At 64.0% G+C, this 23,538-nt stretch carries 24 protein-coding genes; 10 read left to right on the top strand and 14 right to left on the bottom strand.

The genetic code is table 11. The annotated features are described in order from the left end of the window. Window positions 1–215: 215 nt before the first annotated feature. The 3 genes from ahpC to CAG22_RS23835 all read left to right on the top strand — a co-directional run bounded on the left by ahpC (window position 216) and on the right by CAG22_RS23835 (window position 2,825). Complete coding sequence (gene ahpC, locus CAG22_RS23845) at window positions 216–779, top strand: alkyl hydroperoxide reductase subunit C (RefSeq protein ID WP_004375926.1); 564 nt, start codon at window positions 216–218, stop codon at window positions 777–779. Between the two features lie 125 nt (window positions 780–904). Further along, window positions 905–2,467 carry an alkyl hydroperoxide reductase subunit F gene (gene ahpF / locus CAG22_RS23840; RefSeq protein WP_075045611.1) on the top strand — a complete coding sequence of 521 codons (1,563 nt, stop codon included), beginning with the start codon at window positions 905–907 and terminating at the stop codon, window positions 2,465–2,467. 169 nt (window positions 2,468–2,636) lie between these two features. Then, complete coding sequence (locus CAG22_RS23835) at window positions 2,637–2,825, top strand: hypothetical protein (protein ID WP_013973178.1); 189 nt, start codon at window positions 2,637–2,639, stop codon at window positions 2,823–2,825. A gap of 4 nt (window positions 2,826–2,829) precedes the next feature. Here CAG22_RS23835 and CAG22_RS23830 read toward each other — a convergent pair whose 3' ends face one another. The 6 genes from CAG22_RS23830 to CAG22_RS23805 form a co-directional block, all read right to left on the bottom strand. Continuing rightward, on the bottom strand, window positions 2,830–3,477 hold the full coding sequence (locus tag CAG22_RS23830; protein ID WP_085590938.1) for a YceH family protein: 648 nt from the start codon (window positions 3,475–3,477) through the stop codon (window positions 2,830–2,832). A gap of 179 nt (window positions 3,478–3,656) precedes the next feature. Then, window positions 3,657–4,865, bottom strand: coding sequence for a serine/threonine transporter SstT (gene sstT / locus CAG22_RS23825; RefSeq protein ID WP_085706308.1), 1,209 nt, complete (start codon window positions 4,863–4,865; stop codon window positions 3,657–3,659). 78 nt (window positions 4,866–4,943) lie between these two features. Further along, window positions 4,944–5,513 carry a GNAT family N-acetyltransferase gene (locus CAG22_RS23820; protein ID WP_085692936.1) on the bottom strand — a complete coding sequence of 190 codons (570 nt, stop codon included), beginning with the start codon at window positions 5,511–5,513 and terminating at the stop codon, window positions 4,944–4,946. A 78-nt stretch (window positions 5,514–5,591) separates the two neighbouring features. Further along, window positions 5,592–5,936, bottom strand: coding sequence for a carboxymuconolactone decarboxylase family protein (locus CAG22_RS23815; RefSeq protein ID WP_013973174.1), 345 nt, complete (start codon window positions 5,934–5,936; stop codon window positions 5,592–5,594). A gap of 119 nt (window positions 5,937–6,055) precedes the next feature. Further along, complete coding sequence (gene lpxO / locus CAG22_RS23810) at window positions 6,056–6,955, bottom strand: lipid A hydroxylase LpxO (RefSeq protein WP_085706307.1); 900 nt, start codon at window positions 6,953–6,955, stop codon at window positions 6,056–6,058. A gap of 148 nt (window positions 6,956–7,103) precedes the next feature. After that, window positions 7,104–7,904, bottom strand: coding sequence for a hypothetical protein (locus CAG22_RS23805; RefSeq protein ID WP_085706314.1), 801 nt, complete (start codon window positions 7,902–7,904; stop codon window positions 7,104–7,106). 124 nt (window positions 7,905–8,028) lie between these two features. Between CAG22_RS23805 and thpR the strand changes: the two genes are divergently transcribed. Further along, the gene (gene thpR, locus CAG22_RS23800; protein WP_085706306.1) at window positions 8,029–8,574 is read left to right on the top strand and encodes an RNA 2',3'-cyclic phosphodiesterase; all 546 of its coding nucleotides are present in this window, start codon (window positions 8,029–8,031) and stop codon (window positions 8,572–8,574) included. Between the two features lie 668 nt (window positions 8,575–9,242). Here thpR and CAG22_RS23790 read toward each other — a convergent pair. Then, entirely contained in the window at window positions 9,243–10,148 is a 906-nt protein-coding gene (locus tag CAG22_RS23790) for an AraC family transcriptional regulator (protein WP_054572090.1), read from the bottom strand. Window positions 10,149–10,328: 180 nt separating this feature from the next. On the opposite strand from CAG22_RS23790, the gene calA reads away from it, so the two are divergent. Beyond that, window positions 10,329–11,381, top strand: a complete 1,053-nt coding sequence (gene calA / locus CAG22_RS23785) for a vanillin reductase (protein WP_075045606.1) — start codon at window positions 10,329–10,331, stop codon at window positions 11,379–11,381. Window positions 11,382–11,517: 136 nt separating this feature from the next. Here calA and CAG22_RS23780 read toward each other — a convergent pair whose 3' ends face one another. Further along, entirely contained in the window at window positions 11,518–12,837 is a 1,320-nt protein-coding gene (locus tag CAG22_RS23780) for a hypothetical protein (protein ID WP_085706304.1), read from the bottom strand. Window positions 12,838–13,041: 204 nt separating this feature from the next. Here CAG22_RS23780 and CAG22_RS23775 point away from each other — a divergent pair, with 204 nt between their 5' ends. After that, window positions 13,042–14,259: a sugar transporter gene (locus CAG22_RS23775; protein ID WP_085706303.1), complete on the top strand. Its 1,218-nt coding sequence runs from the start codon at window positions 13,042–13,044 to the stop codon at window positions 14,257–14,259. A gap of 120 nt (window positions 14,260–14,379) precedes the next feature. On the opposite strand, the gene CAG22_RS23770 is transcribed toward CAG22_RS23775, so the two are convergent. Genes CAG22_RS23770 through CAG22_RS23760 form a run of 3 tightly spaced genes read right to left on the bottom strand, consistent with a single transcriptional unit; the run spans window position 14,380 to window position 16,816 of the window. Beyond that, window positions 14,380–14,964 carry a LysE family translocator gene (locus tag CAG22_RS23770; RefSeq protein WP_025339653.1) on the bottom strand — a complete coding sequence of 195 codons (585 nt, stop codon included), beginning with the start codon at window positions 14,962–14,964 and terminating at the stop codon, window positions 14,380–14,382. A 50-nt stretch (window positions 14,965–15,014) separates the two neighbouring features. Continuing rightward, the gene (locus tag CAG22_RS23765; RefSeq protein ID WP_085590949.1) at window positions 15,015–15,845 is read right to left on the bottom strand and encodes an AraC family transcriptional regulator; all 831 of its coding nucleotides are present in this window, start codon (window positions 15,843–15,845) and stop codon (window positions 15,015–15,017) included. A 47-nt stretch (window positions 15,846–15,892) separates the two neighbouring features. Next, the gene (locus CAG22_RS23760) at window positions 15,893–16,816 is read right to left on the bottom strand and encodes a LysR family transcriptional regulator (RefSeq protein ID WP_085706302.1); all 924 of its coding nucleotides are present in this window, start codon (window positions 16,814–16,816) and stop codon (window positions 15,893–15,895) included. Between the two features lie 104 nt (window positions 16,817–16,920). On the opposite strand from CAG22_RS23760, the gene nfsB reads away from it, so the two are divergent. From nfsB to CAG22_RS23745, 3 genes are all read left to right on the top strand, one after another. Continuing rightward, on the top strand, window positions 16,921–17,574 hold the full coding sequence (gene nfsB / locus CAG22_RS23755) for an oxygen-insensitive NAD(P)H nitroreductase (RefSeq protein ID WP_085706301.1): 654 nt from the start codon (window positions 16,921–16,923) through the stop codon (window positions 17,572–17,574). A 150-nt stretch (window positions 17,575–17,724) separates the two neighbouring features. Then, a complete protein-coding gene (locus CAG22_RS23750; RefSeq protein WP_013973163.1) occupies window positions 17,725–18,174 on the top strand; it encodes an antitoxin Xre/MbcA/ParS toxin-binding domain-containing protein in 450 nt (149 codons plus the stop codon). After that, window positions 18,171–18,608, top strand: coding sequence for an RES family NAD+ phosphorylase (locus tag CAG22_RS23745; RefSeq protein WP_015270851.1), 438 nt, complete (start codon window positions 18,171–18,173; stop codon window positions 18,606–18,608). The genes CAG22_RS23750 and CAG22_RS23745 overlap by 4 nt, the downstream gene beginning before the upstream one ends. Window positions 18,609–18,615: 7 nt before the next feature. On the opposite strand, the gene CAG22_RS23740 is transcribed toward CAG22_RS23745, so the two are convergent. Next, the gene (locus CAG22_RS23740; RefSeq protein ID WP_085692932.1) at window positions 18,616–19,770 is read right to left on the bottom strand and encodes a cysteine desulfurase family protein; all 1,155 of its coding nucleotides are present in this window, start codon (window positions 19,768–19,770) and stop codon (window positions 18,616–18,618) included. 195 nt (window positions 19,771–19,965) lie between these two features. Next, window positions 19,966–20,892 carry a LysR family transcriptional regulator gene (locus CAG22_RS23735; protein WP_025339647.1) on the bottom strand — a complete coding sequence of 309 codons (927 nt, stop codon included), beginning with the start codon at window positions 20,890–20,892 and terminating at the stop codon, window positions 19,966–19,968. A 140-nt stretch (window positions 20,893–21,032) separates the two neighbouring features. Here CAG22_RS23735 and CAG22_RS23730 point away from each other — a divergent pair, with 140 nt between their 5' ends. After that, window positions 21,033–22,262 carry an acyl-CoA dehydrogenase gene (locus tag CAG22_RS23730; protein WP_085706300.1) on the top strand — a complete coding sequence of 410 codons (1,230 nt, stop codon included), beginning with the start codon at window positions 21,033–21,035 and terminating at the stop codon, window positions 22,260–22,262. A gap of 140 nt (window positions 22,263–22,402) precedes the next feature. Here CAG22_RS23730 and CAG22_RS23725 read toward each other — a convergent pair whose 3' ends face one another. Continuing rightward, window positions 22,403–23,467 (bottom strand): TerC family protein, encoded by a 1,065-nt coding sequence (locus CAG22_RS23725; RefSeq protein WP_025339646.1) that lies wholly within the window; start codon window positions 23,465–23,467, stop codon window positions 22,403–22,405. Window positions 23,468–23,538 lie beyond the last annotated feature (71 nt).

Raw genomic sequence — 23,538 nt, 5'->3', positions numbered from 1 at the left:
AGAGACCTGCGCAGTACCTGTGGGAGCTGGCTTGCCGGCGATGGGGCCCTTGAATGCCCCGCAATCCTTTGCTCAGCCCATTCCCTTCTATTAATTATCCTCGGTTATAGCCAAAACCAATCACAAGCATGAGCTTTGCCAATGAGCCTTTATCGGGACCAGCGGTTAGGATTCTCTCCATCAACTGATTCCAACCCCATGAAGGAGCGTCTCTCATGCCAATCATCAACAGCCAGGTCAAACCGTTCAACGCCACCGCCTACCACAAGGGCGAGTTCGTCCAGGTCAGCGAAGCCGACCTGAAAGGCAAGTGGTCTGTCGTGTTCTTCTACCCGGCCGACTTCACCTTCGTCTGCCCGACCGAGCTGGGTGACCTTGCTGACAACTACGCCGAGTTCCAGAAGCTGGGCGTGGAAATCTACGGCGTGTCCACCGACACCCACTTCACCCACAAAGCCTGGCACGACACTTCGGACACCATCGGCAAGATCCAGTACCCGCTGATCGGTGACCCGACCCACGTCATCTCGCGCAACTTCGACGTGCTGATCGAAGAAGCCGGCCTGGCCGATCGCGGTACCTTCGTGATCAACCCGGAAGGCCAGATCAAAATCGTCGAACTGAACGACGGTGGTGTAGGCCGCGATGCTGCCGAACTGCTGCGCAAGGTGAAGGCTGCCCAGTACGTTGCCGCTCACCCAGGCGAAGTTTGCCCGGCCAAGTGGAAAGAAGGCGAAGCCACCCTGGCGCCGTCGCTGGACCTGGTCGGCAAGATCTAAGCCGATGCGCATGTCGCGGGCGGTAGCCAGCCGCCAAAGCTGAAGTACCTACCGCCCCGTAAAAGCGCCCGGGCGACCTCGCCTGGGCGTTTTTGTATCCGAGTTTTGAAAAAGGAATCGCCCGTATGTTGGACGCCACGCTTAAATCGCAACTGAAAACCTACCTGGAGCGGGTCACCCAGCCGATCGAGATCGTTGCCTCCCTCGACGACGGCGCGAAATCCCGCGAATTGCACGACCTGCTGGTGGAAATTGCCAGCCTGTCGAACCTTATTACCTTCAGCGCGGACGGCAGCGATGCCCGTCGTCCATCGTTCTCGCTGAACCGCCCGGGGGCCGACATAAGCCTGCGCTTCGCCGGCATCCCCATGGGCCACGAATTCACCTCGCTGGTGCTGGCACTGCTGCAAGTCGGTGGCCACCCGTCCAAGGCCAGTGCCGAAGTGATCGAGCAGATTCAGGCGCTGGAAGGCGAGTTCACCTTCGAAACCTACTTCTCGCTGTCGTGCCAGAACTGCCCGGACGTGGTCCAGGCGCTGAACCTGATGGCGGTGCTCAACCCCAACGTGCGCCACGTGGCCATCGATGGCGCGCTGTTCCAGGCGGAAGTGGAATCGCGCAAGATCATGGCGGTGCCGAGCATCTACCTGAACGGCGAAGTGTTCGGCCAGGGCCGCATGGGCCTGGAAGAAATCCTCGGCAAGATCGACACCAACGCAGCCGGTCGCCAGGCCGAGAAGATCAACGCCAAGGACGCCTTCGACGTGCTGGTGGTCGGTGGTGGCCCAGCCGGCGCTTCGGCAGCCATCTATGCCGCGCGTAAAGGCATCCGCACCGGTATCGCGGCCGAGCGTTTCGGCGGCCAGGTGCTCGATACCCTGGCCATCGAGAACTTCATCTCGGTACAGGAAACCGAAGGGCCGAAGCTGGCCACGGCGCTGGAAGAGCACGTCAAGCAGTACGATGTGGACATCATGAACCTGCAGCGCGGAGAAGCGCTGATCCCGGCCACCGATGGCGGCCTGCACGAAGTACGCCTGGCTGGCGGCGCCTCGCTCAAGGCCAAGACCGTGATCCTGGCAACCGGTGCCCGCTGGCGTGAAATGAACGTGCCGGGCGAGCAGGAATACCGCGCCCGTGGCGTGGCTTACTGCCCGCACTGCGACGGCCCGCTGTTCAAGGGCAAGCGCGTGGCGGTGATCGGTGGTGGCAACTCGGGCGTGGAAGCGGCCATCGACCTGGCGGGTATCGTCGCCCAGGTAACGTTGATCGAGTTCGACAGCCAGCTGCGTGCCGATGCGGTACTGCAGCGCAAGTTGCACAGCCTGCCGAACGTGAAGGTGATCACCAGTGCGCTGACCACCGAAGTGCTGGGCAATGGCGAAAAGGTGACCGGCCTGCGCTACAAGGACCGCACCACCGACCAGCAGCATGAAGTGGCGCTGGAAGGCATCTTCGTGCAGATCGGCCTGCTGCCGAACACCGACTGGCTGAAAGGCACCGTCGAGCTGTCGCCGCGTGGCGAGATCATCGTCGATGCCAAGGGTCAGACCAGCATCCCGGGTGTGTTTGCGGCGGGTGACGTGACGACTGTGCCGTACAAGCAGATCGTGATTGCGGTGGGTGAGGGGGCCAAGGCATCGCTGGCGGCCTTTGACCACCTGATCCGCACTTCGGCACCGGCGTAAGCCTGTACTTGCCCTTTCGCGGGCATGCCCGCTCCCACAGGTACTGCACAGGTCTTGAGATTTGTGATGAGCCCTGTAGGAGCGGGCATGCCCGCGAATGCGTCAGAACTGACAAAGCTGAATCTGAGGATGTCTATGATTACTGCAGACACCCTCAGGAATCACTCCCATGACCCTGATCAGCCGCGAACCCTGGTGGCTAGTCCCCCCAAAACCCGGGCAGCAAGAGCAGGACCTGCACTGGGGCTACCTGGAAATCTACGCCGACGGCCGCACCGTGTTCGTCGACCAGCGCCCCAGTGACCGGGAGCTGGCCGAGCGCAAGAGCTGCCGCAACTTCCCCGACCCCGAGCCGTGACGGCTCAGCCTTCCAGTTCGGCCAGGCGTGCCTCCAGCGCCGCGATGCGCGCTTCGAGGGCTTCGATGCGCTCTTCCGACACATTGCCACCGCTGCTGCGTGCCCCGCCTTCCTGCTGCCGTGCAGCAAGGATCGCCTCGATTTCCGCCGGGTCGCCCAAGGCATGGGTGTAACGGTCTTCGCGCTGGCCGGCCTGGCGTGGCAGGTGCAAGGCCAGGCCGCGCGAGATCAGGCGCTCCAGCTGGTGCTGGATCTGCTCGGTGTCGTCGAAGTCGTGCAGGCGGTTGCTGCGGGTCAGCAGTTCGTTGAGGGTTTGCGGCCCGCGCAGGAACATCAGGCCCATCAGCACCAGTTGCGCCGGCACCAGCTCCAGCGCCTTGTCCACCCGTTGTTCCCAGCGGTCGGCGCGGCTGCCCATCTGCAGGCGGGTCATGTCTTGCCCTTCGAGGGCGCGCAGGGCCTGGCCGACCTGGCCTTGGGTGAGGTTCATCACCGGCTCGCGACTGGTCTTCTGGTTGCAGGCCAGGACCAGGGCGTTGAGGGTCAGCGGGTAGCTTTCCGGGCTGGTGGCCTGCTTCTCGATCAGCGAGCCGAGAATACGGATCTCGATGCTGTTGAAGCGGCCTTCGCCGACGGTTTCGTGTTCTGACATGGCCCTGTCTCATTGCTGGGGAAAGGCCACTAGCCTAGGTAAAGCGCCAGGCTTAAGCAATCACTGGGATCATCGCCGGCAAGCCAGCTCCCACAGGTACAGCACAAGCCGTAAGGCCGGCACTATCCCTGTGGGAGCTGGCTTGCCTGCGAAAGGGCCGCAAAGCGGCCCCGGCAAACTCAGGCTTTACGCTCTTCAGCCTGGCACGCCGCCGCGGTAAACAGCACATCGGTCGAAGAATTCAGCGCCGTCTCGGCCGAATCCTGCAGCACGCCGATGATGAAGCCAACCGCCACCACCTGCATGGCAATTTCGCTAGGGATGCCAAACAGGCTGCACGCCAGCGGAATCAGCAGCAGCGAGCCACCGGCCACACCCGAGGCGCCGCAGGCACAGACCGCCGCCACCACGCTGAGCAGCACGGCGGTCGGCAGGTCCACCGGAATACCCAGGGTATGTACAGCCGCCAGCGTCAGCACGGTAATGGTGATGGCGGCACCGGCCATGTTGATGGTCGCACCCAGCGGGATCGATACCGAATAGGTGTCTTCATGCAGGCCAAGGCGCTCCGACAGGGCCAGGTTGACCGGGATGTTGGCCGCCGAGCTGCGGGTGAAGAACGCGGTGATACCGCTTTCGCGCAGGCACAGCAGGGTCAGCGGGTAGGGGTTGCGGCGGATTTTCCAATACACGATCAGCGGGTTCATCACCAGCGCCACGAACAGCATGCAGCCGATCAGCACCGCCAGCAGGTGCAGGTAGCCGAGCAGGGCGTCCAGGCCCGACTGGGCCAGCGTGGCGCTGACCAGGCCGAAGATGCCCAGCGGGGCGAAGCGGATGACCACGCGCACGATCAGGGTCACGCCATTGGACAGGTCCTCGACCACGGTGCGGGTGGTTTCGCCGGCATGGCGCAGGGCCACGCCCAGGCCGATGGCCCAGGTCAGCACACCGATGAAGTTGGCGTTGAGCAGGGCGTTGATCGGGTTGTCCACCGCGCTCAGCAGCAGGTTCTGCAGCACCTCGGTGATGCCGCCCGGCGCGCTCAGCGTAGCGTCGCCGGTGCTCAGCACCAGGTTCGACGGGAACAGCATGCTGGCGACCACCGCGACTACCGCGGCGCCGAAGGTACCCAGCAGGTACAGCCAGAGGATCGGGCGGATGTGGGTTTCCTGGCCGTGGCGGTGGTTGGCGATCGAGGCCATGACCAGGATGAACACCAGCACGGGTGCCACCGCCTTGAGGGCGCTGACGAACACCTTCCCGAGGAACGCCATGTCGCGGGCGATGGCGGGCGCGAGCAGGGCCAGGGCGATGCCGGCGATCAGGCCGATGACGATCTGCGTCACCAGGCTGGTGCGGTTGAGGAAGCGGAGGACGGGGGTCATGTGCAGCGATATCCCAGCATGTTCAAAAAGGGCGCGACTTTACCATAGACCTTCGTCGAGCAGGGCGGCCTGAAGAAGTCAGCGCCCGCGCCGCCGCGACACCCGCGCCTCGATGTTCTTGCGCCCGATCAGCAGTGGCGGCTTTTCCACTACCGGCTCGTCCGCCAGCCACTTGTACATCACCAGGCAGTCCACCAGCCCCAGGCGGGCATGGCGGTAGGCCTTGGGCAGGTGTCCAACGGTTTCGAAGCCCAGCTTGTGCCACAGCGCCACCGCTACCTCGTTGGTGGCCACCACCGAGTTGAACTGCAGGGCCAGAAAGCCCTCCTGGCGTGCCTGTTTCTGTGAGTGCTCGCACATCAACCGCGCAACGCCGCGGCCGCGTGCTGTTTCACAGACCATGTAGCCGCAATTGCCCACGTGCCCACCAGGCCCGGCGGCATTGGCCTTGAGGTAATACGAACCCAGCAGCTCGCCGTCTTCCTCGGCCACGAATGTGCGCACGGGCAGTTCCAGCCACAGCTGGCGGGCCTGATCGAAGCTAAGGGCCGGGTCGAATGCGTAGGTTTCACGGGCCTGTACGACGGCCTGGAAGGTGGGCCAGAAGCGTTCGAAGTCTTCCGGTGTCATGGGGCGGATGTGGATCATGCGGGTTCCTGCAAGGGCTGGGCCGCCCAGTCTGGGTGGCGCGGCGCCGTCGCGCAAGGGCGGCGACGCCAATTGCGCTCAGCCGTTGGCCTTGCCCACCGCATCCATGGCACGTGCCGAGTAGACCAGCGCGGCACCGGCGTTCATCGCCACGGCCACGCCAAGGGCCTCGGCGATTTCCTCGCGGCTGGCGCCGTGCTTGACGGCCTGCTGCGAATGCACCGCGATGCAGCCATCGCAGCGTGTGGTCACGGCCACGGCGAGGGAGATCAGCTCGCGGGTCTTGGCGTCCAGGTGGTTGGTCTTGGCCCCTGCGCCGCTGGCGGTCATGTAGCCGGCCACGGTGTCAGGGGAAAGTTGCTTGAGATCGCCGATGCCGGCCATCAACTGCTTACGGTAGGCGTCCCAGTCCATCATGCTCATCGTCTTCACCTTGGGGAGGTTGCGAGTGGAGCTTTCAGGCTAGTCGAAGAGTGGAAAGTGTGAGGCTTGTACTTTGGTTGGTTGCGCGCAGGCCTTTTGGCTGCGCGCAACCACACCGATCAGATGTAGATGAACACCAGCACCAACGCCGCGACGAACGCCCACTTCTCCAGGTAGTAACGCGTGCGGTTGCGCTTCTTCATCGCCTTGCCACGTTCGCGGATCTTGTAGATGCGGGTGAACAGACGGTTGATGCCACCGGTCTTGTCGCCGGCATCATTGGGTGCGGCGGCAGCGGCCATGACGTTGCGGCTGAACCAGCGGTTGAACGCGGTCGCCCAGCGGTACTTGAGCGGGCGTTCAACGTCGCAGAACAGGATGATGCGGTTGTGCTCGGTGGTATTGGCCGCGTAGTGGATGTAGGTCTCGTCGAAGACCACGCCTTCGCCATCGCGCCAGGAATACTTCTCACCGTCCACGTCGATGTAGCAACCGTCGTCGTTCGGCGTGTCCAGGCCCAGGTGGTAGCGGTACGAACCGGCATACGGGTCACGGTGGCGCACCAGCTTGGCGCCCGGCGGCAGGGTGGCGAACATGGCGGCCTTGACCGTGCCGATGCCTTTGAGCAACTCGGTGGTGCGTGGGCACAGGGTCATCGCCGACGGGTGGCTTTCGCCGTACCACTTCAGGTAGAAGCGCTTCCAGCCGGTCTTGAAGAATGAGTTGAAACCGACATCATCGTAATTGTCGGACTTCTTGATTTCGCCCACATGCAGCAGCTGTTGGGCTTCCTCGCGGATCTCCTGCCAGTGGTCCTGCAGCGTCTGCAGTTCGGGGAAGGCCTCTACCGGCAGGTATGGCTTGGCCGGGTGCTTGGAAAACAGGTACAGGAAGCTGTTGACCGGGGCCAGGAAGCTGGAGTGGTCGCCCAACTGACGGGTCAGCTTGTGGCGAACGCGACCGCGCAGGTGAACATAGGCGATCGAGAGGACGAAGATGAGGACTAAGGCGATTTTCATGGGCGGATACGTCAAGTAATGGCCATGCGTGATGGCTAAGCCCGCCAGCATAAACAATCGAGCCGATGCTTTGTAGGAGAATGTTACGCAGCGATGGCAGACCTTGGTACAAGCGTCACCGCTGTACCAAGGTCTGCATGGCGATGCATCAGGCCAGAGTGACCTCGATGCGGCCATCCGTGATGCGATGGTCCTTGCCTTGGTAGCCGATTACATAGTCAGTAAAATCGGCGGTCAGGGTCTTTTTATCCCCGTTCCACTCATGCTTCAGGCGGCCCCCGCTCAGGGGATAGTGCATACCGCCAATCGAGAAGAACAGGCGTGCATATTGTTCACTGAACAGCATCATGATGCCTTGGATAGCGTTGTCCACTTGCTGTCTGGCAATGAGTTGGATGCGCCCGTCCTGAAGTACCTTGGTTTCGATGGTTCGAGCGTCAAGGTTACCCATCGAAGGGAAAATAGCGGGGTCGAGGTGGGCGGTGACCCGGCCGGTGCCGTTGGTCCTTGCATCGTCGGCCAGTGACAAGGACAACGAGCCATCCACGATCTCGACCATGCCCATGGTGTGTTCAATGGTGTAGTGGAACGTTGCGGCAAATGCCTTGGAAGTCTCATCCATCTCGGTAATATCGATTGAGCCCCCGGTCGCCCAACCTGAGCGACCAATCGAAGTCGAACCGAAATAGGCGTTGATCTCGGCTTTCTCGCCTGCACCGATCTTGAGGGATGCGCCCGCCACCAGGTAACGTTCCGGGATATTCACGAATATATAGCTATAAGCGGTATCTGATCCCTCCGTGTACTGAATGGCGAAAAATGAGCGGTTGCCATTACTGACATCTGTATCTATGACATCAGTCGTGAACTCGCGCTCACGCTGGTTGCCCCACTTCAGTTGCGCTTGCATGGCAGGCTGGGTATTCCGTGTTTGCTGGTGCTGTTTCATGACCGTATCCATGTGATTGAATTGAGGCCTCAGCGTATGGTTTGGGGCCTTGCCCGCGAAACTGACAGACCTGCGGGTTTCCCAACGCATCAGTACGTGCTTTGCCATCTCGAGGAGCGGCACGATGACACCGGTCAGCGGACGAATCGAAAAACCATTCAAGCGCCTGTTCTTCGCCTTGCCGGTGAGCGATGCCCAGCGCCGTGCGCTGGCCCAGTGGCGACGTGGCCTTGGCCTGCGCAGCGGCAAGCCAGTGCCGGCCGCCAACTTCCATGTGACACTGCTGTTTCTCGGCGATGTGGATACCGCCCATGTGCCTGCGATTTGCGCGGCGGTCGACCAGCTGGCACTACCGGCCACGGCACCACGACTGATACTGGACCGCTTGCAGGTGTGGCAGCGGGCCAGCGCCCTGGTGCTGGAGGCGCAACAGACCCCACCGGCCCTGTTGCAACTGGTGTACAGCTTGCAGCAGGCGCTGCTGCCGTTGGGGGTGGAAGCGGCCGACCGCGAGTATCGCCCGCACCTGACGCTGGCCAGGGATTACCGCGGCCAGCCGCCAGAAGCCAGCAGCGCGCCGGATTTCTACCTCGCCGCCCGCCATTTCACACTGTACGAGTCGCGCAAGGGCGCTTACTGGCCATTGGCGCAATGGCCGCTTTCAAGCTGATTCAGGCCATGGCCTCGCAGTCTGCGAACATCTGCTCGCCTAGCGTGCGTGCAGTGTGCAGATGCGCTGCCGGGGCTGCTCCGCAGCCCATCGCCGGCAAGCCGGCTCCCACATCGACCGCATCGGTTTCAAGCCATGTGCAGTCCCTGTGGGAGCCGGCTTGCCGGCGATGAGGCCTTGACAGGCCATGCAGGACAGTTGCAGCTATCTCGACTGCATTGACCTCAAGAGCTTTGCAGGCCCTGTGGGAGCCGGCTTGCCGGCAATGGGGCCCTGACAGGCCATGCAGGACAGTTGCAGCTATCTCGACCGCGTTGACCTCAAGGGCTTTGCTATCCCTGTGGGAGCCGGCTTGCCGGCGATGAGGCCAGGGCAGGCCATGCAAGACAGTTGCAGCTATCTCGACCGCGTTGACCTCAAGGGCTTTGCTATCCCTGTGGGAGCCGGCTTGCCGGCGATGAGGCCAGGGCAGGCCATGCAAGACAGTTGCAGCTATCTCGACCGCGTTGACCTCAAGGGCTTTGCTATCCCTGTGGGAGCCGGCTTGCCGGCGATGAGGCCAGGGCAGGCCATGCAAGACAGTTGCAGCTATCTCGACCGCATTGACCTCAAGAGCTTTGCTGTCCCTGTGGGAGCCGGCTTGCCGGCGATGGGGCCAGGGCAGGCGATTACACTGGCAGGCTCTGGTACGGCAATTCATCCCCCGGGCTGCGGTCGAACTGGCGCTTGTACTCGCGGCTGAACTGCGAGGTGCTCTGGTACCCCACCCGGTGCGCGGTCTGCGCCACTCCCAGGCCTTCGCCGATCAGCATCTGCTGCGCCTTCAGCAGCCGCAGGCGCTTGAGGTACTGCATTGGTGCCATGTCGGTGCAGCGCTTGAAGTGCTCGTGGAAGGTCGAAACGCTCATGTTGGCGCGCGCGGCCAGTGCTTCGACGCTCAGCGGCTCGGTGTAGTGTTCGCGCAGGTGGGCAAGGGCGGCGCCGATGCGGGCGAAGTGCCCTTGTTGCTCCACCAGCGCCCGCAACACCCCCGCCTGTGGGCCGCGCAAGGCGGTGTACAGCACCTCGCGCACCCGCGCCGGCCCCAGCACCTTGGCGTCCACTGGGTCCTGCAGGCAGCGCAGCAGCCGTTCCACGCATTCGCGCATCGGCGCATCGAGTGCCGCTGAGGTCATCGACTGCGGGGTTTGCGCCTGCACCGCGGCATCCGGCGCCAGGGCCATGCTTTGCACCAGTTCACCCAGCACGCCGCGGTCGATGTCCACCGCCACGCCCAGCAACGGTGCTTCGGGGGTGGCGAAGGTTTCGCACATGAACGGCACCGACAGTGCCTGCACCAGGTAATGCCCGGCGCCGTACTCCAGGGTACGCGGCCCCAGGCGTGCCAGCTTGCTGCCCTGGGCCAGGATCATCAGGCTGGGTTCGTAGATCTGCGGGCTGCTGGCCACATAGTGGTCCCAGCTCAGCACCTGCACCTGGGGCAGGTGCGTGGGCACGAAGCCCGGGCGCGTGGCGAGGCTGCGGATCAGTGTGCAAAGCGGCGCATTGGCGTCGACGTGGCGGGTCAGTTGCATGATGGACCTGAGCAGAGGATCAGACAGTCTGATCATCGCAGAATGAACGCTCGGCGCCAGGTGCTGCATGGCATCTTCGGAGAATCAGGCATCGATGCCGGAGAATCAGCCGTGGGCGAGGCGGCGCGTGGCGCGCAGAATGCGCCGCCTGAATCGTTTCACTTCATAGCGAGGCCCTGCATGTACACCGCCATCGGTTACGCCGCCCAGACCCCCACCAGCCCTCTGGCTCCCATGACCTTCGAGCGTCGCAGCCCGCGCCCTGACGACGTCGCCATCGATATCCTGTACTGCGGCGTGTGCCACTCCGACATTCACCAGGCGCGCAACGAATGGGGCATTGCCGTGTACCCGCTGATGCCGGGCCACGAGATCATCGGCCGCGTCACCGCGGTGGGCGAAAAAGTGACCGCGCACAAGGTCGGCGACCTGGTCGGCGTTGGCTGCATGGTCGACTCGTGCCGCCACTGCGAAGCCTGTGCCAAGGACCTGGAGCAATATTGCCTGGAAGGCCCGACCATGACCTACGCCACCCCGGATCGGGTCGACGGTAGCAACACCATGGGCGGTTACTCCAGCAGCATCGTGGTCAGCGAGCACTTCGTGGTGCGCATCCCGGCCGGCATGGACTTGCCCAGTGCCGCGCCAATCCTCTGCGCTGGCATCACCACCTATTCGCCGCTCAAGCACCACGGTGTCGGCCCCGGTCACAAGATCGGTATCCTCGGCATGGGCGGCCTGGGCCACATGGCTATCAAGCTGGCCAAGGCCCTGGGCGCCGAAGTGACCCTGTTCACCCGTTCCCAGGCCAAGGCCGAGGAAGCCCGTCGCCAGGGTGCCGACCATGTGATCGTGTCCACCGATGCCGAGCAGATGCACGCCGCGGCGGGCCGTTTCGACTTCCTGCTCGACACCATCCCGGTGCAGCACGACCTCAACCCGTACCTGGAAACCCTGAAATTCGATGGCGTGCACATCCTGGTCGGCCTGATCGAGCCGATCGACCCGGCGGTGCATGCGGCCAATCTGGTGATGAAGCGCCGGGTGCTGGCGGGGTCGTTGATCGGTGGTATTGCCGAGACCCAGGAAGTGCTGGATTTCTGTGCCGAGCACGCGATTCGTTGTGATATCGAGTTGCTGGATATCCGCAACATCAACCAGGCGTATGAGCGGATGATTGCCGGGGACGTGAAATACCGGTTCGTGATCGATATGGCTACTTTGCAGGGCTGATGGTTGCCTGCCCCGGCCTCTTCGCGGGCTCGCCCGCTCCCACAGGTACTGCACAGACTTCGTAAGCTGTGATTTACCTGTGGGAGCGGGTGAGCCCGCGAATAGGCCGGTACAGGCAATGAAAATGCTGGATCTGTTACCAGGCCAATGCCCTGTCCCAGCCTTTCCAGAACAACCACCGCCGTACCTCGCCATGCGCCCCGGTACCGATCTGCCAGGCCGGCCGCCCGTTGTCCAGGGCAATCACCGAAACGAACCCGGCATGGCTCGCCGCTACCAGCGTACGTCCGTCCGCACTGATATCCAGCGCACTGATGGTCGACCCCAGGTAATGCTGCCAATGCTCCATGCCATCTTCGCCAAATGCCCGCAGATAACCATAGGCATCCCCCACGATGTACTCGCCGTCGCGCGCCACGCCGGCATACACCCGTGCGCCATCCTGTACCAGCGGGGTACGCGGGTCCTGGCTGTAGTAGTCGGTATCCAGCCCCGGCAAGTCGGCCACCCTGACAGCCAGCGTGGCACCGCTGTAGAAATGGCAGGCATTGACTATCAACTGGTCACCCGCGCGATTGAACAGCGCAAAGTGCGGATACTCGCTGGCCGGGCCGATTGCCGCCACGGGCCTGAGCTGGTCGTCCAGTACCAGGTGACGGCTGCCTTGCTCACCGACCACGATCAACCGGCCATCCGCCGACACCGCGCCGTGCTCCATGCTCAGCCCGAGGCTGATGTCGTCGGGGTCGGTGCCTTCGTCCAGCTCGTCGAGCACCCGCGCCTGGTGCGGCAGCAGGCGGGTCGCACCGTGGCGCGTCAGCAGGAAGATACCCTCGGCACTCACCAGCAGCACCCGCTGACCATCCGGGAAGGGGATCAGCGCGGTCGGCGTCGGCGGCAGGTCGAATGGCTCGAACGGGTAACCCGGCGGCAACCCCTCCAACCCCGTGGGCCAGGCCAGGCGCAGCACCTGCGGGCCGCCCCAGCCATCGGTCACGCGTATGCCCTCGGCATTGGCCAGGGCGAAATAGCGGCGGGCCGGGCAGCGGCCGAAGTGGTCGACGCCGATCACCGGGGTCACCCCGACAGCGTCGATGCGCACTACCTGGCCTTTGTCATGCGGCATGCCGATACGTGCCAGCAGGCTGCCATCTTCCAGCAGCAGGACGTTGCCGATGCCTTGCCCGTGCTCCTTGATCAGTGGCAGCAATGGGTGGTGGGCGGGCGGCCAGGCTTCGCGGAAGGCTTGCTGCTCGAAGGCTTCGACGCCAGGCCGGTTGGCTGCTTGCAGGGCTTGCAGCCAGGCATCGAGCAAATGCTCGGTGGCTTGCGGCAGGGGCTCTTCGAGGTCATCCCAGCCTTGCGCGCGGCCCTGCGCGACGTAGTCGTTGACGGCCTGGGCATAGGCGGTGACCGCCTGCTGCCACTGTTGCTGCTGGGAGTGCTGCTGGTCCATGAGCGGATCGGGCTCCTTGTTGCATACGCGTTCGCACAAAGCGCGCATGTTACTCCTTCTGCCCGCCTCGCGGTTGTGAGCCCCCGGCTTGACGCGTACCATGCCGGGCATTCCTTCCAATAACAAAGCGTGCGTCCACACCCCGGCAAGCGGGTGGCTGGCGTGCGTCCTGTTGCCTTGCCTGCGGAGAAGCGGTTTGCACCCATGAACGGACCCATACCCACCAACATGCCACCCACGGCGGGTAGCGGCAGCTGGCTGAGCGTCATTGCCCTGGCCCTGGCGGCCTTCATCTTCAACACCACCGAGTTCGTCCCGGTGGCGCTGCTCAGCGACATTGGCCGCAGCTTCGACATGAGCACCGCGCAGGTCGGCCTGATGCTGACCATCTACGCCTGGGTGGTGGCGCTGGCCTCGCTGCCGATGATGCTGCTGACCCGCAACATCGAGCGGCGGCGCCTGTTGCTGTTCGTGTTCCTGGTGTTCATCGTCAGCCACCTGCTGTCGTGGCTGTCACAGAGCTTTGCCATGTTGCTGGTCAGCCGCATCGGTATTGCCCTGGCGCATGCGGTGTTCTGGGCCATCACGGCTTCCCTGGCGGTGCGTGTGGCGCCGCCAGGGCAGCAGGCCAAGGCGCTGGGCCTTTTGGCCACTGGCACCACCCTGGCCATGGTCCTGGGCATTCCGCTGGGCCGCGTGGTGGGTGAGGCGCTGGGCTGGCGCATCACCTTCCTGAGCATTGCCGGGGTGGCGCTGGCGACCATGCTGTGCCTGATGAAGTCGCTGCCGCTGCTGCCCAGCCAGAACTCGGGCTCGCTGCGCAGCCTGCCGATCCTGTTCAAGCGCCCGGCGCTGGTGATCACCTATGTGCTGGTGACGTTGGTGATTACCGCGCAGTTCACTGCCTACAGCTACATCGAACCGTTCGCCCTGCACGTGGCGCAGATAGGCGGTGAGCGCACCACGTTGTTGCTGCTGCTGTTCGGCGGTGCCGGGGTGTTCGGCTCGTTGCTGTTCAGCCGTTACAGCGACCGCTTCCCGCATGGCTTCCTGGTAGGGTCGATCGGCCTGCTGGCGGCGTGCCTGTTGCTGCTGTTGCCGCTGTCGGGCAACTTCTACGTGTTCGCTGCGTTGAGCATGTTCTGGGGTGTGGCGATCCTCAGCTTCAGCCTGTCGCTGCAGTCCAAGACCCTGAAACTGGCGTCCGATGCCACCGATGTGGCCATGGCGCTGTTCTCGGGTATCTACAACATCGGTATTGGCGGTGGCGCGTTGCTGGGCAGTATCGTCAGCAGCCAGCTGGACGTGGCGGATATCGGCCTGGTGGGCGGTAGCGTGGCGGTGGTCGGGTTGCTGCTGGCTGTGGCCAGCACCCGGCGGTTCCGCGAGGCGCTGGGCGGGGGGCAGGGCACTCCTGAATGACCGCGCTGTTTTTTTCGCGGGCACGCCCGCTCCCACAGGTACTGCATCAACTTCAGGCGCGATGCTGTACCTGTGGGAGCGGGCGTGCCCGCGAAGAGGCCGGTACTGGCAATAGCGGGCTCAAGCCAGTACGGCAGCCCACGCAGAAATCAACAACACCCCCGCCAACACCTGGTTGAACACCCGCAACCGCCGCGGTGCCTGCAACCATCGCGCGCTGCCCACCCCCAGCAGCGCCCACGCCGCCATGCATGGCAGGGCAATCAGCAAGAACACCAGCGCCAGTTGCCATACCGGCAACGACGGCGCGGCAAACACCCCGACCACCGCCACGGCCATCAACCACACCTTGGGGTTCACCACCTGCAACGAGGCCGCACTGAGTGCACTGAAGCCTTGCGCCGTGGCCGCCTGCAGCGGGGCGGCAGCACTGCGCAGCATCTTCCACGCCAGCCAGCTCAACCACAAAACCCCGGCCCAGCTCATCAACTGCTGGGCCAGCGGGTGGCGCAGCAGCAGTTCACCCAGCCCCAGGCCCACCATCAGCACGATCGCTGCTGCTGCACCGCAGGCCGCCACGATCGGCGCCAGGCTCGCGCGCAGGCCAACGCGGGCGCCATGGGCGAGTATCAACAGGTTGGTCGGCCCCGGGCTGATGCTGGACACCAGGGCAAACAGGATGAAGGGCAACAACGACTGCGACATGATCAAGGGCTCCGGATAAACGAAGCACCATGCTCGCTGCCTGCCGCCTTTCAGTCTGGAAGGTTTGAGCAGCGCCTGCGGTAGTCGGCCGGGGTCAGCTGGTAGGCACGGCGGAACCAGCGCCCCAGGTGGCTCTGGTCGGCAAAGCCCAGGGCCATGGCCACTTCGGTGGGTGTCTGACCCCGGGCGAGCAGGCGCCGCGCCCGGGCCAGGCGCAGCTGGATCAGATAGGCATGTGGCGCCAGGCCGAATGCGCCCTTGAACGCGCGGGTCAGGCGGAAGCGGTCGATGCCACAGGCCTGGGCCAGGTCTTCCAGGCCGATGTCGCGCTCCAGGTTGGCGTGCAGGTAATCCCGCGCGCGCTGCGCGGTCAGCGGCAGGCGCGGGTCCGGGTTCAGGCGTCGGCGCCAGTGCAGGTGGCGGGTCAGGCAGGCCAGCAGGTCGTCCATGGCCGTCTGCCGGACAATGCGCAAGTCCTGGGTATGCACGGCCTGGAAGGCGAGGGCAGTGGCACGCGCCAGGCGCTCATCGTGGCACAAGGTATCGGCGAAGCTGGGCAGGCTGTCGTCCGGCGCGTGTTCGAACAGTGCCCGCAGTTGGCTGTCCACCCAGGTGGGTTCCAGGTACAGGGTCGAATAGGTGAAGCCGTCCTCGGTGGGCGCATGGCCGTCATGGATTTCACCGGGCTCCAGCAGGAACACGTGCCCCGGCGTGCTGCGATGGCGTACTCGCCGGCAATCGAATTGCTGCACGCCCTGCTCGGTAACGCCAACCAGGAAGCTGTCGTGCCAGTGCGGGTCGTAGGCATGCCCGACGAAATGCGCGCGGACCGACTCGATGCCGGTGTCGGCGTCTTGTTTAAGGTCGATCCAGTTGCTCATGGGGGCGTGCCGTGGCAGAAATCGCTACCTTAGCGCAACGGCCAGGCTCAGTCTGGAACGATTGTGCAGCCGTTGGTCAGCGCCCGGTTACGCAAGGCCTCGAAGCGTTCGCGCAGCCACAGGTGCAGTTGCGCCACCGCGGGCGTGAGCTGCTTGCGGTGCGGGCACACCAGGGTGACCGGTGCGGGTTCACCGAGGTGCTCGGGGAGGATGATTTCCAGCTCGCCGGCCGCGATGTTGGCGCTTACGTCCAGCCACGACTTGTAGACGATGCCTTCGCCCTGCAAGGCCAGGCGGCGGATCACGTCGGCATCGTCGCTGACCAGTGGCCCGCGCACCTGCACGGTGCGGCTGCCCACCCGCCACTTGTCGTAGACCCGGTTGTGCTGCATGTACAGCAGGCAGGCGTGCTGCTGCAGGGCGTCGGGCGTGAGCGGGCGGCCGTGACGGGCCAGGTAGTCGGGCGCGGCCACCAGCACCCGGCGGTTCCAGTCGGCCAGCGGCAGGGCAATGTAGTTGGCGTCCTGGTTGAGGCCATAGCGGATCGCCACATCTACCGGGTCGCGGTTGAGGTCGGCGATCTGGTCGGACAGGAAGAAGCGCAGGTGCAGGGCCGGGTGCTCGCGGCGGAAGGCGCTCAGCCACGGCAGCAGCATGTTGCGGCCCAGGTCGGACGGTGCCGACACCTGCAGGGTACCGCGCAGGGTGTTGGCGTTGCCATGCAGGTCTTCACGCCCCTGGCGCAGGCTCTCCAGCACATTCAGGGCCGTCGGCAGGTACAGCTCGCCTTCGGCGGTCAGGCGCAGGCTGCGGGTGGTGCGGGCGAACAGGCGCACGTCCAGGTCGCGCTCCAGGCGCTTGATCGCGGCGGCCACCTGGCCCGGCAGCAGTTCGGCCTCGTGGGCGGCGGCGGTGAAGCTGCCCAGCACGCTGCTGCGGACGAACAGTTCGAGGTCGGCGATGCGCAGCATTTTCACTCCAGGGATGAAAGTGTTGCTGCATTGTGCCGGTTTTTCTTTTCTGCAGGAAAGATAAGATGCCCGGCAAATCCCCTGTTCATTCCCGGAGTTGTTGCATGGATACCGTCTCGCTGGCCAAGCGCCGCTACACCACCAAAGCCTACGATGCCTCGCGCCGTATTCCCCAGGCCACTGTCGATGCCTTGCTCGAACAACTGCGCCACAGCCCGTCTTCGGTCAACTCGCAGCCGTGGCATTTCATCGTTGCCGACAGCGCCGAAGGCAAGGCCCGCCTGGCCAAGAGCACCACAGAGCGCTATGCCTACAATTCGCCGAAGATCCTCGATGCCTCGCATGTGATCGTGTTCTGCACCCGCAGCGAAATGACCGAAGCGCATCTGAATGCCGTGCTCGACCAGGAAGCTGCCGATGGCCGCTTCCGCGATGATCAGGCGCGTGCCGGGCAGAACCAGAGCCGCCGGCATTACGTCGACCTGCACCGCTTTGACCAGAAGGACGTGCAGCACTGGATGGAAAAGCAGACCTACCTGGCGTTGGGTACTGCCTTGCTGGGGGCTGCGGCACATGGGCTGGATGCCACGCCGATCGAAGGCTTCGACAGCAAGATTCTCGATGCCGAGCTGGGCTTGCGCGAGCGTGGGTTCACCAGTGTGGTCATTCTCAGCCTGGGCTATCGCAGCGAGGCGGACTTCAACGCTGGCTTGAACAAGTCGCGGTTGCCGGCTTCGCAGGTGTTCACCTTCCTGTGAGATTGCCCGGGGCCGCCCTGCGGCCCTTTCGCGACGCAAGGCCGCTCCCACAGGATGGCATCGCCTTCAAGGCTTTCACAGGCCTCATGAACTGGCATATGCCCGGCATATGCCGCATACTTGTCGGCAAACGCCGGAAAGGAGAGCGCCATGCTTGCCGAAGTGCTTCGCGACAACGGTTACCACGAGTACCGGGCGCGCCTGCATGCACTGCTGGAAATCCCCGAACTCGCCAGTGACTTCGAAATCCACACCCGCATCACCCATGGCTTCGCTGCCACCTGGCTGGTGAAACTGACCGAACTCGGCGTGTTCACCCCTGTGGAGCGTGACCAGATCATTCCCCTGCGCACGCTGAAAACCCGCATCGAACGTGACCAGCCACTGACCGTGGAAGAAAGCGACCGGCTGTTCCGCTCGGCCCATATCACCGCCATGGCCGAAGCCGTGTTCGGTGAGGCTGGCAAGGCCAAGCGCTGGCTGTCCAAGCCCAAGGAGCGCTTCTCGGGGCTGACGCCGATGCAGATGCTCACCACCCAGCAGGGCACCACCCAGGTCGAAGAGATGTTGCTGCAGATCGCCGAGGGCTTCGGCCTGTGATTCTGTGGCGTATCAGCGCCTATGCAGACTTGAGCGGAACGGGCGGCTTGCGTGTCAGCGGCCGCTGGCACCAGGCGGGCCGGCCAGTGGTGTATGCCGCCACCAGCCCAGCCGGGGCAATGCTGGAGGTGCTTGTGCACCTGGAGATCGACCCTGAGGATTTCCCCACCACCATGCGGCTGCTGCGTATCGAGTTGCCCGACACCGTTTCGCAAGCGCAGTTGCCCGCCTTGCAGCCGGGCTGGTCGAGCCAGACCGAACTGACCCGGGGCCTGGGCAACCGCTTTCTGGATGAGTGCTCGGCATTGCTGTTGCCGGTGCCGAGCGCGATCATGCCCAGCACCACCAATTACCTGTTCAACCCGCGCCATCCGCAGGCAAACAGCGCCAGGCTCGAGGTCGAGGACTTCACCCCGGACAGCCGGCTGTTCTAGGGCCGGTTCACCAAAGTGCCGCTGATGCCGCTGTCAGCACCCGGCCAAACACTTCGAGCGCCTTGTCCACTTCAGCGTCGTTGCTGAAACGCCCGATGCTCAGCCGCACGCTGTTGCGTGCCTGGCGTTCATCCAGCCCCAGCGCGAGCAGCACATGCGAGGCCGCATTGCTCGCCGAGTTGCAGGCCGAGGTGGTCGACAACGCCAGCTCGCTGGCCAGCGCCGCGCTGTTGAAGCCCTTGCTGTCGATACACAGGTTCAGCGTATGGGGAATGCGCTGGTTGGCGCAGCCGTTGAGGGTGACGCCGGGCAGGGCCAGCAGGCCTTCGCGCAGGCGCCTGGCCAGTTGCTCGAGGCGCTGGTGTTCGCTGTCGCCGGGCTGGCCGGCCAGGGCAAAGGCGCTGCCCATGCCGGCAATCTGGTGGGTCGCCAGGGTGCCGGAGCGCAGGCCTTGCTCATGGCCGCCACCGTGCATCTGCGCACGCATCAGCGTGCGGGCGCGTGGCCCCACGTAGAGCGCACCAATGCCCTTGGGCCCATACACCTTGTGCGCCGAGAACGACATCAGGTCCACGGCCATGGCGCTCAGGTCGATGGCCAGTTTGCCCACCGCCTGCGCCGCATCCACGTGCAGCAGGGCACCGTGGGCACGTACCTGTTCGCCAATCGCGGCAAAGTCGGTGATCGTGCCCAGTTCATTGTTCACCGCCATCAGCGATACCAGGCGGGTGTCGGCGCGCAACGCTGCCTGCACCGCCGCAGGCTGAATCAGGCCGGCGGCATCCGGTGCCAGGCGGGTAACGGCCCAGCCCTGGCGCTCCAGTTCGGCCACCGTGTCGAGCACGGCCTTGTGTTCCAGTTGGCTGGTGATGAGGTGCCCGGGTTTGCCGAGGCCCTGGGCAATGCCCTTGAGCGCCAGGTTGTTGGATTCGGTCGCACCTGAGGTCCAGACCAGTGCATCGGCCTGTGCGCCGACGCGTTCGGCCACTTGCTGGCGGGCCTGCTCCACGGCGTGGCGGGCGGCCTGGCCGAAGGCATGGCCACTGGACGCCGGGTTGCCGAAGTTGGCCTGGCTGCCAAGGCAGGCGAGCATGGTTTCGATGACCCGGTCGTCGACCGGAGTGGTGGCGGCGTAATCGAAGTAGAGCGGGGCGCTGGGCATTGGGGCGAGTCCGTTTCTGTCGCCGTGAAATCGGCGATCGTTGGAGCAAGCGTACCCTCTGCTCGAGAGAAATTTTTTCGCTTCCGCCGGCTCTATTCTCAGGATGCGCAATAAAAGTTTCTCTCTATTGAGCTTTTCCTGGAAAATTTTTCTCCGCATCGCGAGGGACTCAGCAAAGGCCCCTCGTCAGCCTCTTCAGGCTGGTGCCAAGGCCCTCTCTTCCTCGGCCACCACACGTTCGCACAACTCGGTGATCTGCTCGCGCATCCAGCGGTTGGCCGGGTCCTGATCGGTGCTTTCATGCCAGTACAGGTGTGTTTCCAGCGCAGGCACCTCCACCGGCAGTGGCTGGTAACGCAACTGATGACGGCGGGCGAAGCGCTCGGGGACGGTCATCGCCATGTCGGTCTGCTGCAACACCTGCGAGGCCATCAGGTAATGCTGCGAGCGCAAGGCAACCTTGCGCTGCACGCCCATCTTGCCCAGGGCCAGGTCGACATAGCCCAGGCCGTTGCGGCGGCTGGAGATATGGATGTGGGTCATGCCCAGGTAGTTGTCGAGGGTCAGCTTGCTGTCGGCCAGCGGGTGGCCCTGGCGCAGGGCGCAGACATAGCGGTCTTGCATCAGTTTGACGTGGCGTACCTGCGGGTCGGTGTTCAACGGTGCGTCGATGGCGAAGTCCAGGCGGCCGGCGGCGAGTTCCTTGGTGGTCTCGCGGCGCTTGCACAAAAAGCTTTCGATCAGCACCGCCGGGGCCAGGCGGCGCAAGCGCTGGAACAGCGGCGGCAGGATCACCGCTTCGGTCAGGTCGGTCATGCTGATGCGGAAGGTCTTGTTGGCCTGTTGCGGGTTGAAGATGCGGCTTTCCTGCACCGAGGTGCGCAGCAGTGCCAGGGCGTTGCGCACCGGGCCGATGATGTTCTGCGCCATGGGCGTGGGCACCATGCCTTGCGCGGTACGCACGAACAGCGGGTCGTTGAAGGTTTCGCGCAGCCGCGAAAGGGCGTTGGACACTGCCGGCTGGGTGATGCCGACGATCTGCCCGGCGCGGGTCAGGTTGGCTTCGGTGTAGATCGCATCGAACACGATGAACAGGTTGAGGTCGACCTTGCTGAGGTTCATGGGCGCCGCTCTTTGTTGGAATTATGGGTCGATCATATATCGGTTATGAATGTTTATACACGCTGAAAATAGACTAGGTGGATGGGGCCATGCTGCTCTAGGCTCTGGCCCATGTACTCCGAACCGTGAAGGTAGCCCCGATGGATTTCGCCTATTCGCCCAAGGTCCAGGCACTGCGTGAGCGCGTCAGCGCGTTCATGGACGCCTATGTCTACCCCGCCGAGGCGGTGTTCGAGCGCCAGGTCGCCGAGGGTGACCGCTGGCAGCCCACCGCGATCATGGAAGAACTCAAGGCCAAGGCCCGCGCTGAAGGGCTGTGGAACCTGTTTCTGCCCGAATCGGAATACGGTGCCGGCCTGAGCAACCTGGAATACGCCCCGCTGGCAGAAATCATGGGCCGTTCGTTGCTCGGTCCGGAGCCGTTCAACTGTTCGGCGCCAGACACCGGCAACATGGAAGTGCTGGTGCGCTATGGCAGAGAAGCGCAGAAGCGCCAGTGGCTGGAGCCGCTGCTGCGTGGCGAGATCCGATCGGCGTTCGCCATGACCGAACCGGACGTGGCCTCCTCGGATGCCACCAACATGGCCGCCACCGCAGTGCGTGACGGTGACCAATGGGTAATCAACGGCCGCAAGTGGTGGACCTCCGGCGCTTGCGACCCGCGCTGCAAGGTAATGATCTTCATGGGCCTGTCCGACCCTGAAGGGCCACGCCACCAGCAGCACTCGATGGTGCTGGTGCCCACCGATGCACCTGGGGTGAAGATTGTCCGCCCGCTGCCGGTGTTCGGCTATGACGATGCTCCCCATGGCCACGCCGAGGTGCTCTTCGAGAACGTGCGGGTGCCGTATGAGAACGTGATCCTGGGTGAGGGCCGTGGCTTCGAGATTGCCCAGGGGCGCCTTGGCCCCGGCCGTATCCACCACTGCATGCGCTCGATCGGCATGGCCGAGCGCGCGCTGGAACTGATGTGCAAGCGCTCGGTGGAGCGTACCGCCTTTGGCCGGCCACTGGCGCGTCTGGGCGGCAACGTCGACAAGATCGCCGACTCGCGCATGGAGATCGACATGGCCCGGCTGCTGACGTTGAAAGCGGCGTACATGATGGACACGGTCGGCAACAAGGTCGCCCGCAGCGAGATTGCGCAGATCAAGGTAGTGGCGCCGAACGTGGCACTGAAGGTGATCGACCGGGCGATCCAGATTCATGGCGGGGCAGGGGTAAGTGGCGATTTCCCGCTGGCTTACATGTACGCCATGCAGCGCACCTTGCGCCTGGCCGACGGACCGGATGAAGTGCACCGGGCGGCGATTGGCAAGTATGAGATTGGCAAGTACGTGCCGGCGGAGATGATGCGTAGCGGGCGGTGATTTTGCCCGCCTGTTCCGGCCTCTTCGCGGGCTTGCCCGCTCCCACAGGAACTGTGCCGCCTCCAAGCTGTGCGCAATGCCTGTGGGAGCGGGCAAGCCCGCGAAGAGGCCCTTGAAGGCTCACTGGTTTCTCTGGATGGTCAGACCCGCATCTGCGGGTCTTCCTCCTTCTCGCTGACTGTGCGATCGGCATTTGAAGGCTGTCTGGATTGAGCACCCTTGATTTCCGGCTTCTCCCCCCGCGTCTTGACCAGCGAAACCACCACCCCACCCAGCAACAACCCGAACGTCACCCCCAACGACAGCAACGCCGGCACCTTGCCCACCATGCCGTGGTAGAAGATCTTGCAGCCAATGAAGATCAGCACCAGCGCGAGCGCGTACTTGAGGTAAACGAACCGGTGCATCAGCGCCGCCAGCGCAAAATACAGCGAGCGCAAGCCGAGGATGGCGAAGATGTTCGAGGTATAGACGATGAACGGGTCCTGGGTGATGGCGAAGATTGCCGGGACGCTGTCGACGGCGAATACCAGGTCGGCCAGTTCGATCAGCACCAGCGCCATGAACAGCGGGGTGGCATGGCGTAGCGCCTTGTGCTGCCCGGGCGGGGTCTGCTGCACGAAGAAGTGCGAGCCGTGGATCTGCTCGGTGACCCGCATGTGCCGGCGCACGAACTTCAGGATCGGGTTGTTGGCCAGGTCGGGGCGGCTGTCCTCCTTCGACAGCGCCATCTTCACCCCGGTAAACAGCAGGAAGGCACCGAAGATATACAGTACCCAGGCGAAGTTCTGCACCAGCGCCGCGCCCACGCCGATCATGATCGCCCGCAGGAACACCACCCCGAGGATGCCCCAGAACAGCACGCGGTGCTGGTAGCGGCGGGGGATGGCGAAATAGCTGAAGATCATCGCCATGACGAACACGTTGTCCATCGACAGCGACTGCTCGACCAGGAACCCGGTGTAGAACTCCAGCGCCGATTGCGCGCCCAACTGGTACCAGACCCCGGCGCCGAAAAGCACGCCGACGCTGAAATAGCCCGAATACAGCAGCAGGCTCTCGCGCATTTCGATTTCCCGGTCGTGGCGGTGCAGCACGCCCAGGTCGAGTACCAGCAAACCGATGACGATGGCCATGAACACCAGCCACAACCAGGTGCTGGTACCGAGGAACGGGGTGGTGAGGAATGTCTGTAGAGCTGTCATGAGCCCCTCCTTCAATGTCGACGTTGCATGGCAACAGTGATCCGACATGGCGGCCTGGCAGCCGTCAGAGG

Source organism: Pseudomonas sp. B8(2017) (genome assembly GCF_002113575.1).
GTDB classification, from domain to species: Bacteria; Pseudomonadota; Gammaproteobacteria; order Pseudomonadales; family Pseudomonadaceae; genus Aquipseudomonas; species Aquipseudomonas putida_Z.
Note: the sequence above shows the minus strand (reverse complement) of the source record. Positions and strands in the feature narration are given on the sequence as shown.

Bases quoted from the DNA above. Each gene is read 5' to 3' on its own strand.
- CAG22_RS23835 (WP_013973178.1), top strand. From the start codon at position 2,637: ATGACCCTGATCAGCCGCGAACCCTGGTGGCTAGTCCCCCCAAAACCC.
- ahpC (WP_004375926.1), top strand. From the start codon at position 216: ATGCCAATCATCAACAGCCAGGTCAAACCGTTCAACGCCACCGCCTAC.
- lpxO (WP_085706307.1), bottom strand. From the start codon at position 6,955: ATGAAAATCGCCTTAGTCCTCATCTTCGTCCTCTCGATCGCCTATGTT.
- CAG22_RS23750 (WP_013973163.1), top strand. From the start codon at position 17,725: ATGCTTGCCGAAGTGCTTCGCGACAACGGTTACCACGAGTACCGGGCG.
- CAG22_RS23780 (WP_085706304.1), bottom strand. From the start codon at position 12,837: ATGGACCAGCAGCACTCCCAGCAGCAACAGTGGCAGCAGGCGGTCACC.
- CAG22_RS23770 (WP_025339653.1), bottom strand. From the start codon at position 14,964: ATGTCGCAGTCGTTGTTGCCCTTCATCCTGTTTGCCCTGGTGTCCAGC.
- calA (WP_075045606.1), top strand. From the start codon at position 10,329: ATGTACACCGCCATCGGTTACGCCGCCCAGACCCCCACCAGCCCTCTG.
- CAG22_RS23760 (WP_085706302.1), bottom strand. From the start codon at position 16,816: ATGCTGCGCATCGCCGACCTCGAACTGTTCGTCCGCAGCAGCGTGCTG.
- nfsB (WP_085706301.1), top strand. From the start codon at position 16,921: ATGGATACCGTCTCGCTGGCCAAGCGCCGCTACACCACCAAAGCCTAC.
- CAG22_RS23740 (WP_085692932.1), bottom strand. From the start codon at position 19,770: ATGCCCAGCGCCCCGCTCTACTTCGATTACGCCGCCACCACTCCGGTC.
- CAG22_RS23725 (WP_025339646.1), bottom strand. From the start codon at position 23,467: ATGACAGCTCTACAGACATTCCTCACCACCCCGTTCCTCGGTACCAGC.
- sstT (WP_085706308.1), bottom strand. From the start codon at position 4,865: ATGACCCCCGTCCTCCGCTTCCTCAACCGCACCAGCCTGGTGACGCAG.
- CAG22_RS23830 (WP_085590938.1), bottom strand. From the start codon at position 3,477: ATGTCAGAACACGAAACCGTCGGCGAAGGCCGCTTCAACAGCATCGAG.
- CAG22_RS23765 (WP_085590949.1), bottom strand. From the start codon at position 15,845: ATGAGCAACTGGATCGACCTTAAACAAGACGCCGACACCGGCATCGAG.
- CAG22_RS23820 (WP_085692936.1), bottom strand. From the start codon at position 5,513: ATGATCCACATCCGCCCCATGACACCGGAAGACTTCGAACGCTTCTGG.
- thpR (WP_085706306.1), top strand. From the start codon at position 8,029: ATGACACCGGTCAGCGGACGAATCGAAAAACCATTCAAGCGCCTGTTC.
- CAG22_RS23815 (WP_013973174.1), bottom strand. From the start codon at position 5,936: ATGAGCATGATGGACTGGGACGCCTACCGTAAGCAGTTGATGGCCGGC.
- ahpF (WP_075045611.1), top strand. From the start codon at position 905: ATGTTGGACGCCACGCTTAAATCGCAACTGAAAACCTACCTGGAGCGG.
- CAG22_RS23730 (WP_085706300.1), top strand. From the start codon at position 21,033: ATGGATTTCGCCTATTCGCCCAAGGTCCAGGCACTGCGTGAGCGCGTC.
- CAG22_RS23735 (WP_025339647.1), bottom strand. From the start codon at position 20,892: ATGAACCTCAGCAAGGTCGACCTCAACCTGTTCATCGTGTTCGATGCG.
- CAG22_RS23805 (WP_085706314.1), bottom strand. From the start codon at position 7,904: ATGAAACAGCACCAGCAAACACGGAATACCCAGCCTGCCATGCAAGCG.
- CAG22_RS23790 (WP_054572090.1), bottom strand. From the start codon at position 10,148: ATGCAACTGACCCGCCACGTCGACGCCAATGCGCCGCTTTGCACACTG.
- CAG22_RS23775 (WP_085706303.1), top strand. From the start codon at position 13,042: ATGAACGGACCCATACCCACCAACATGCCACCCACGGCGGGTAGCGGC.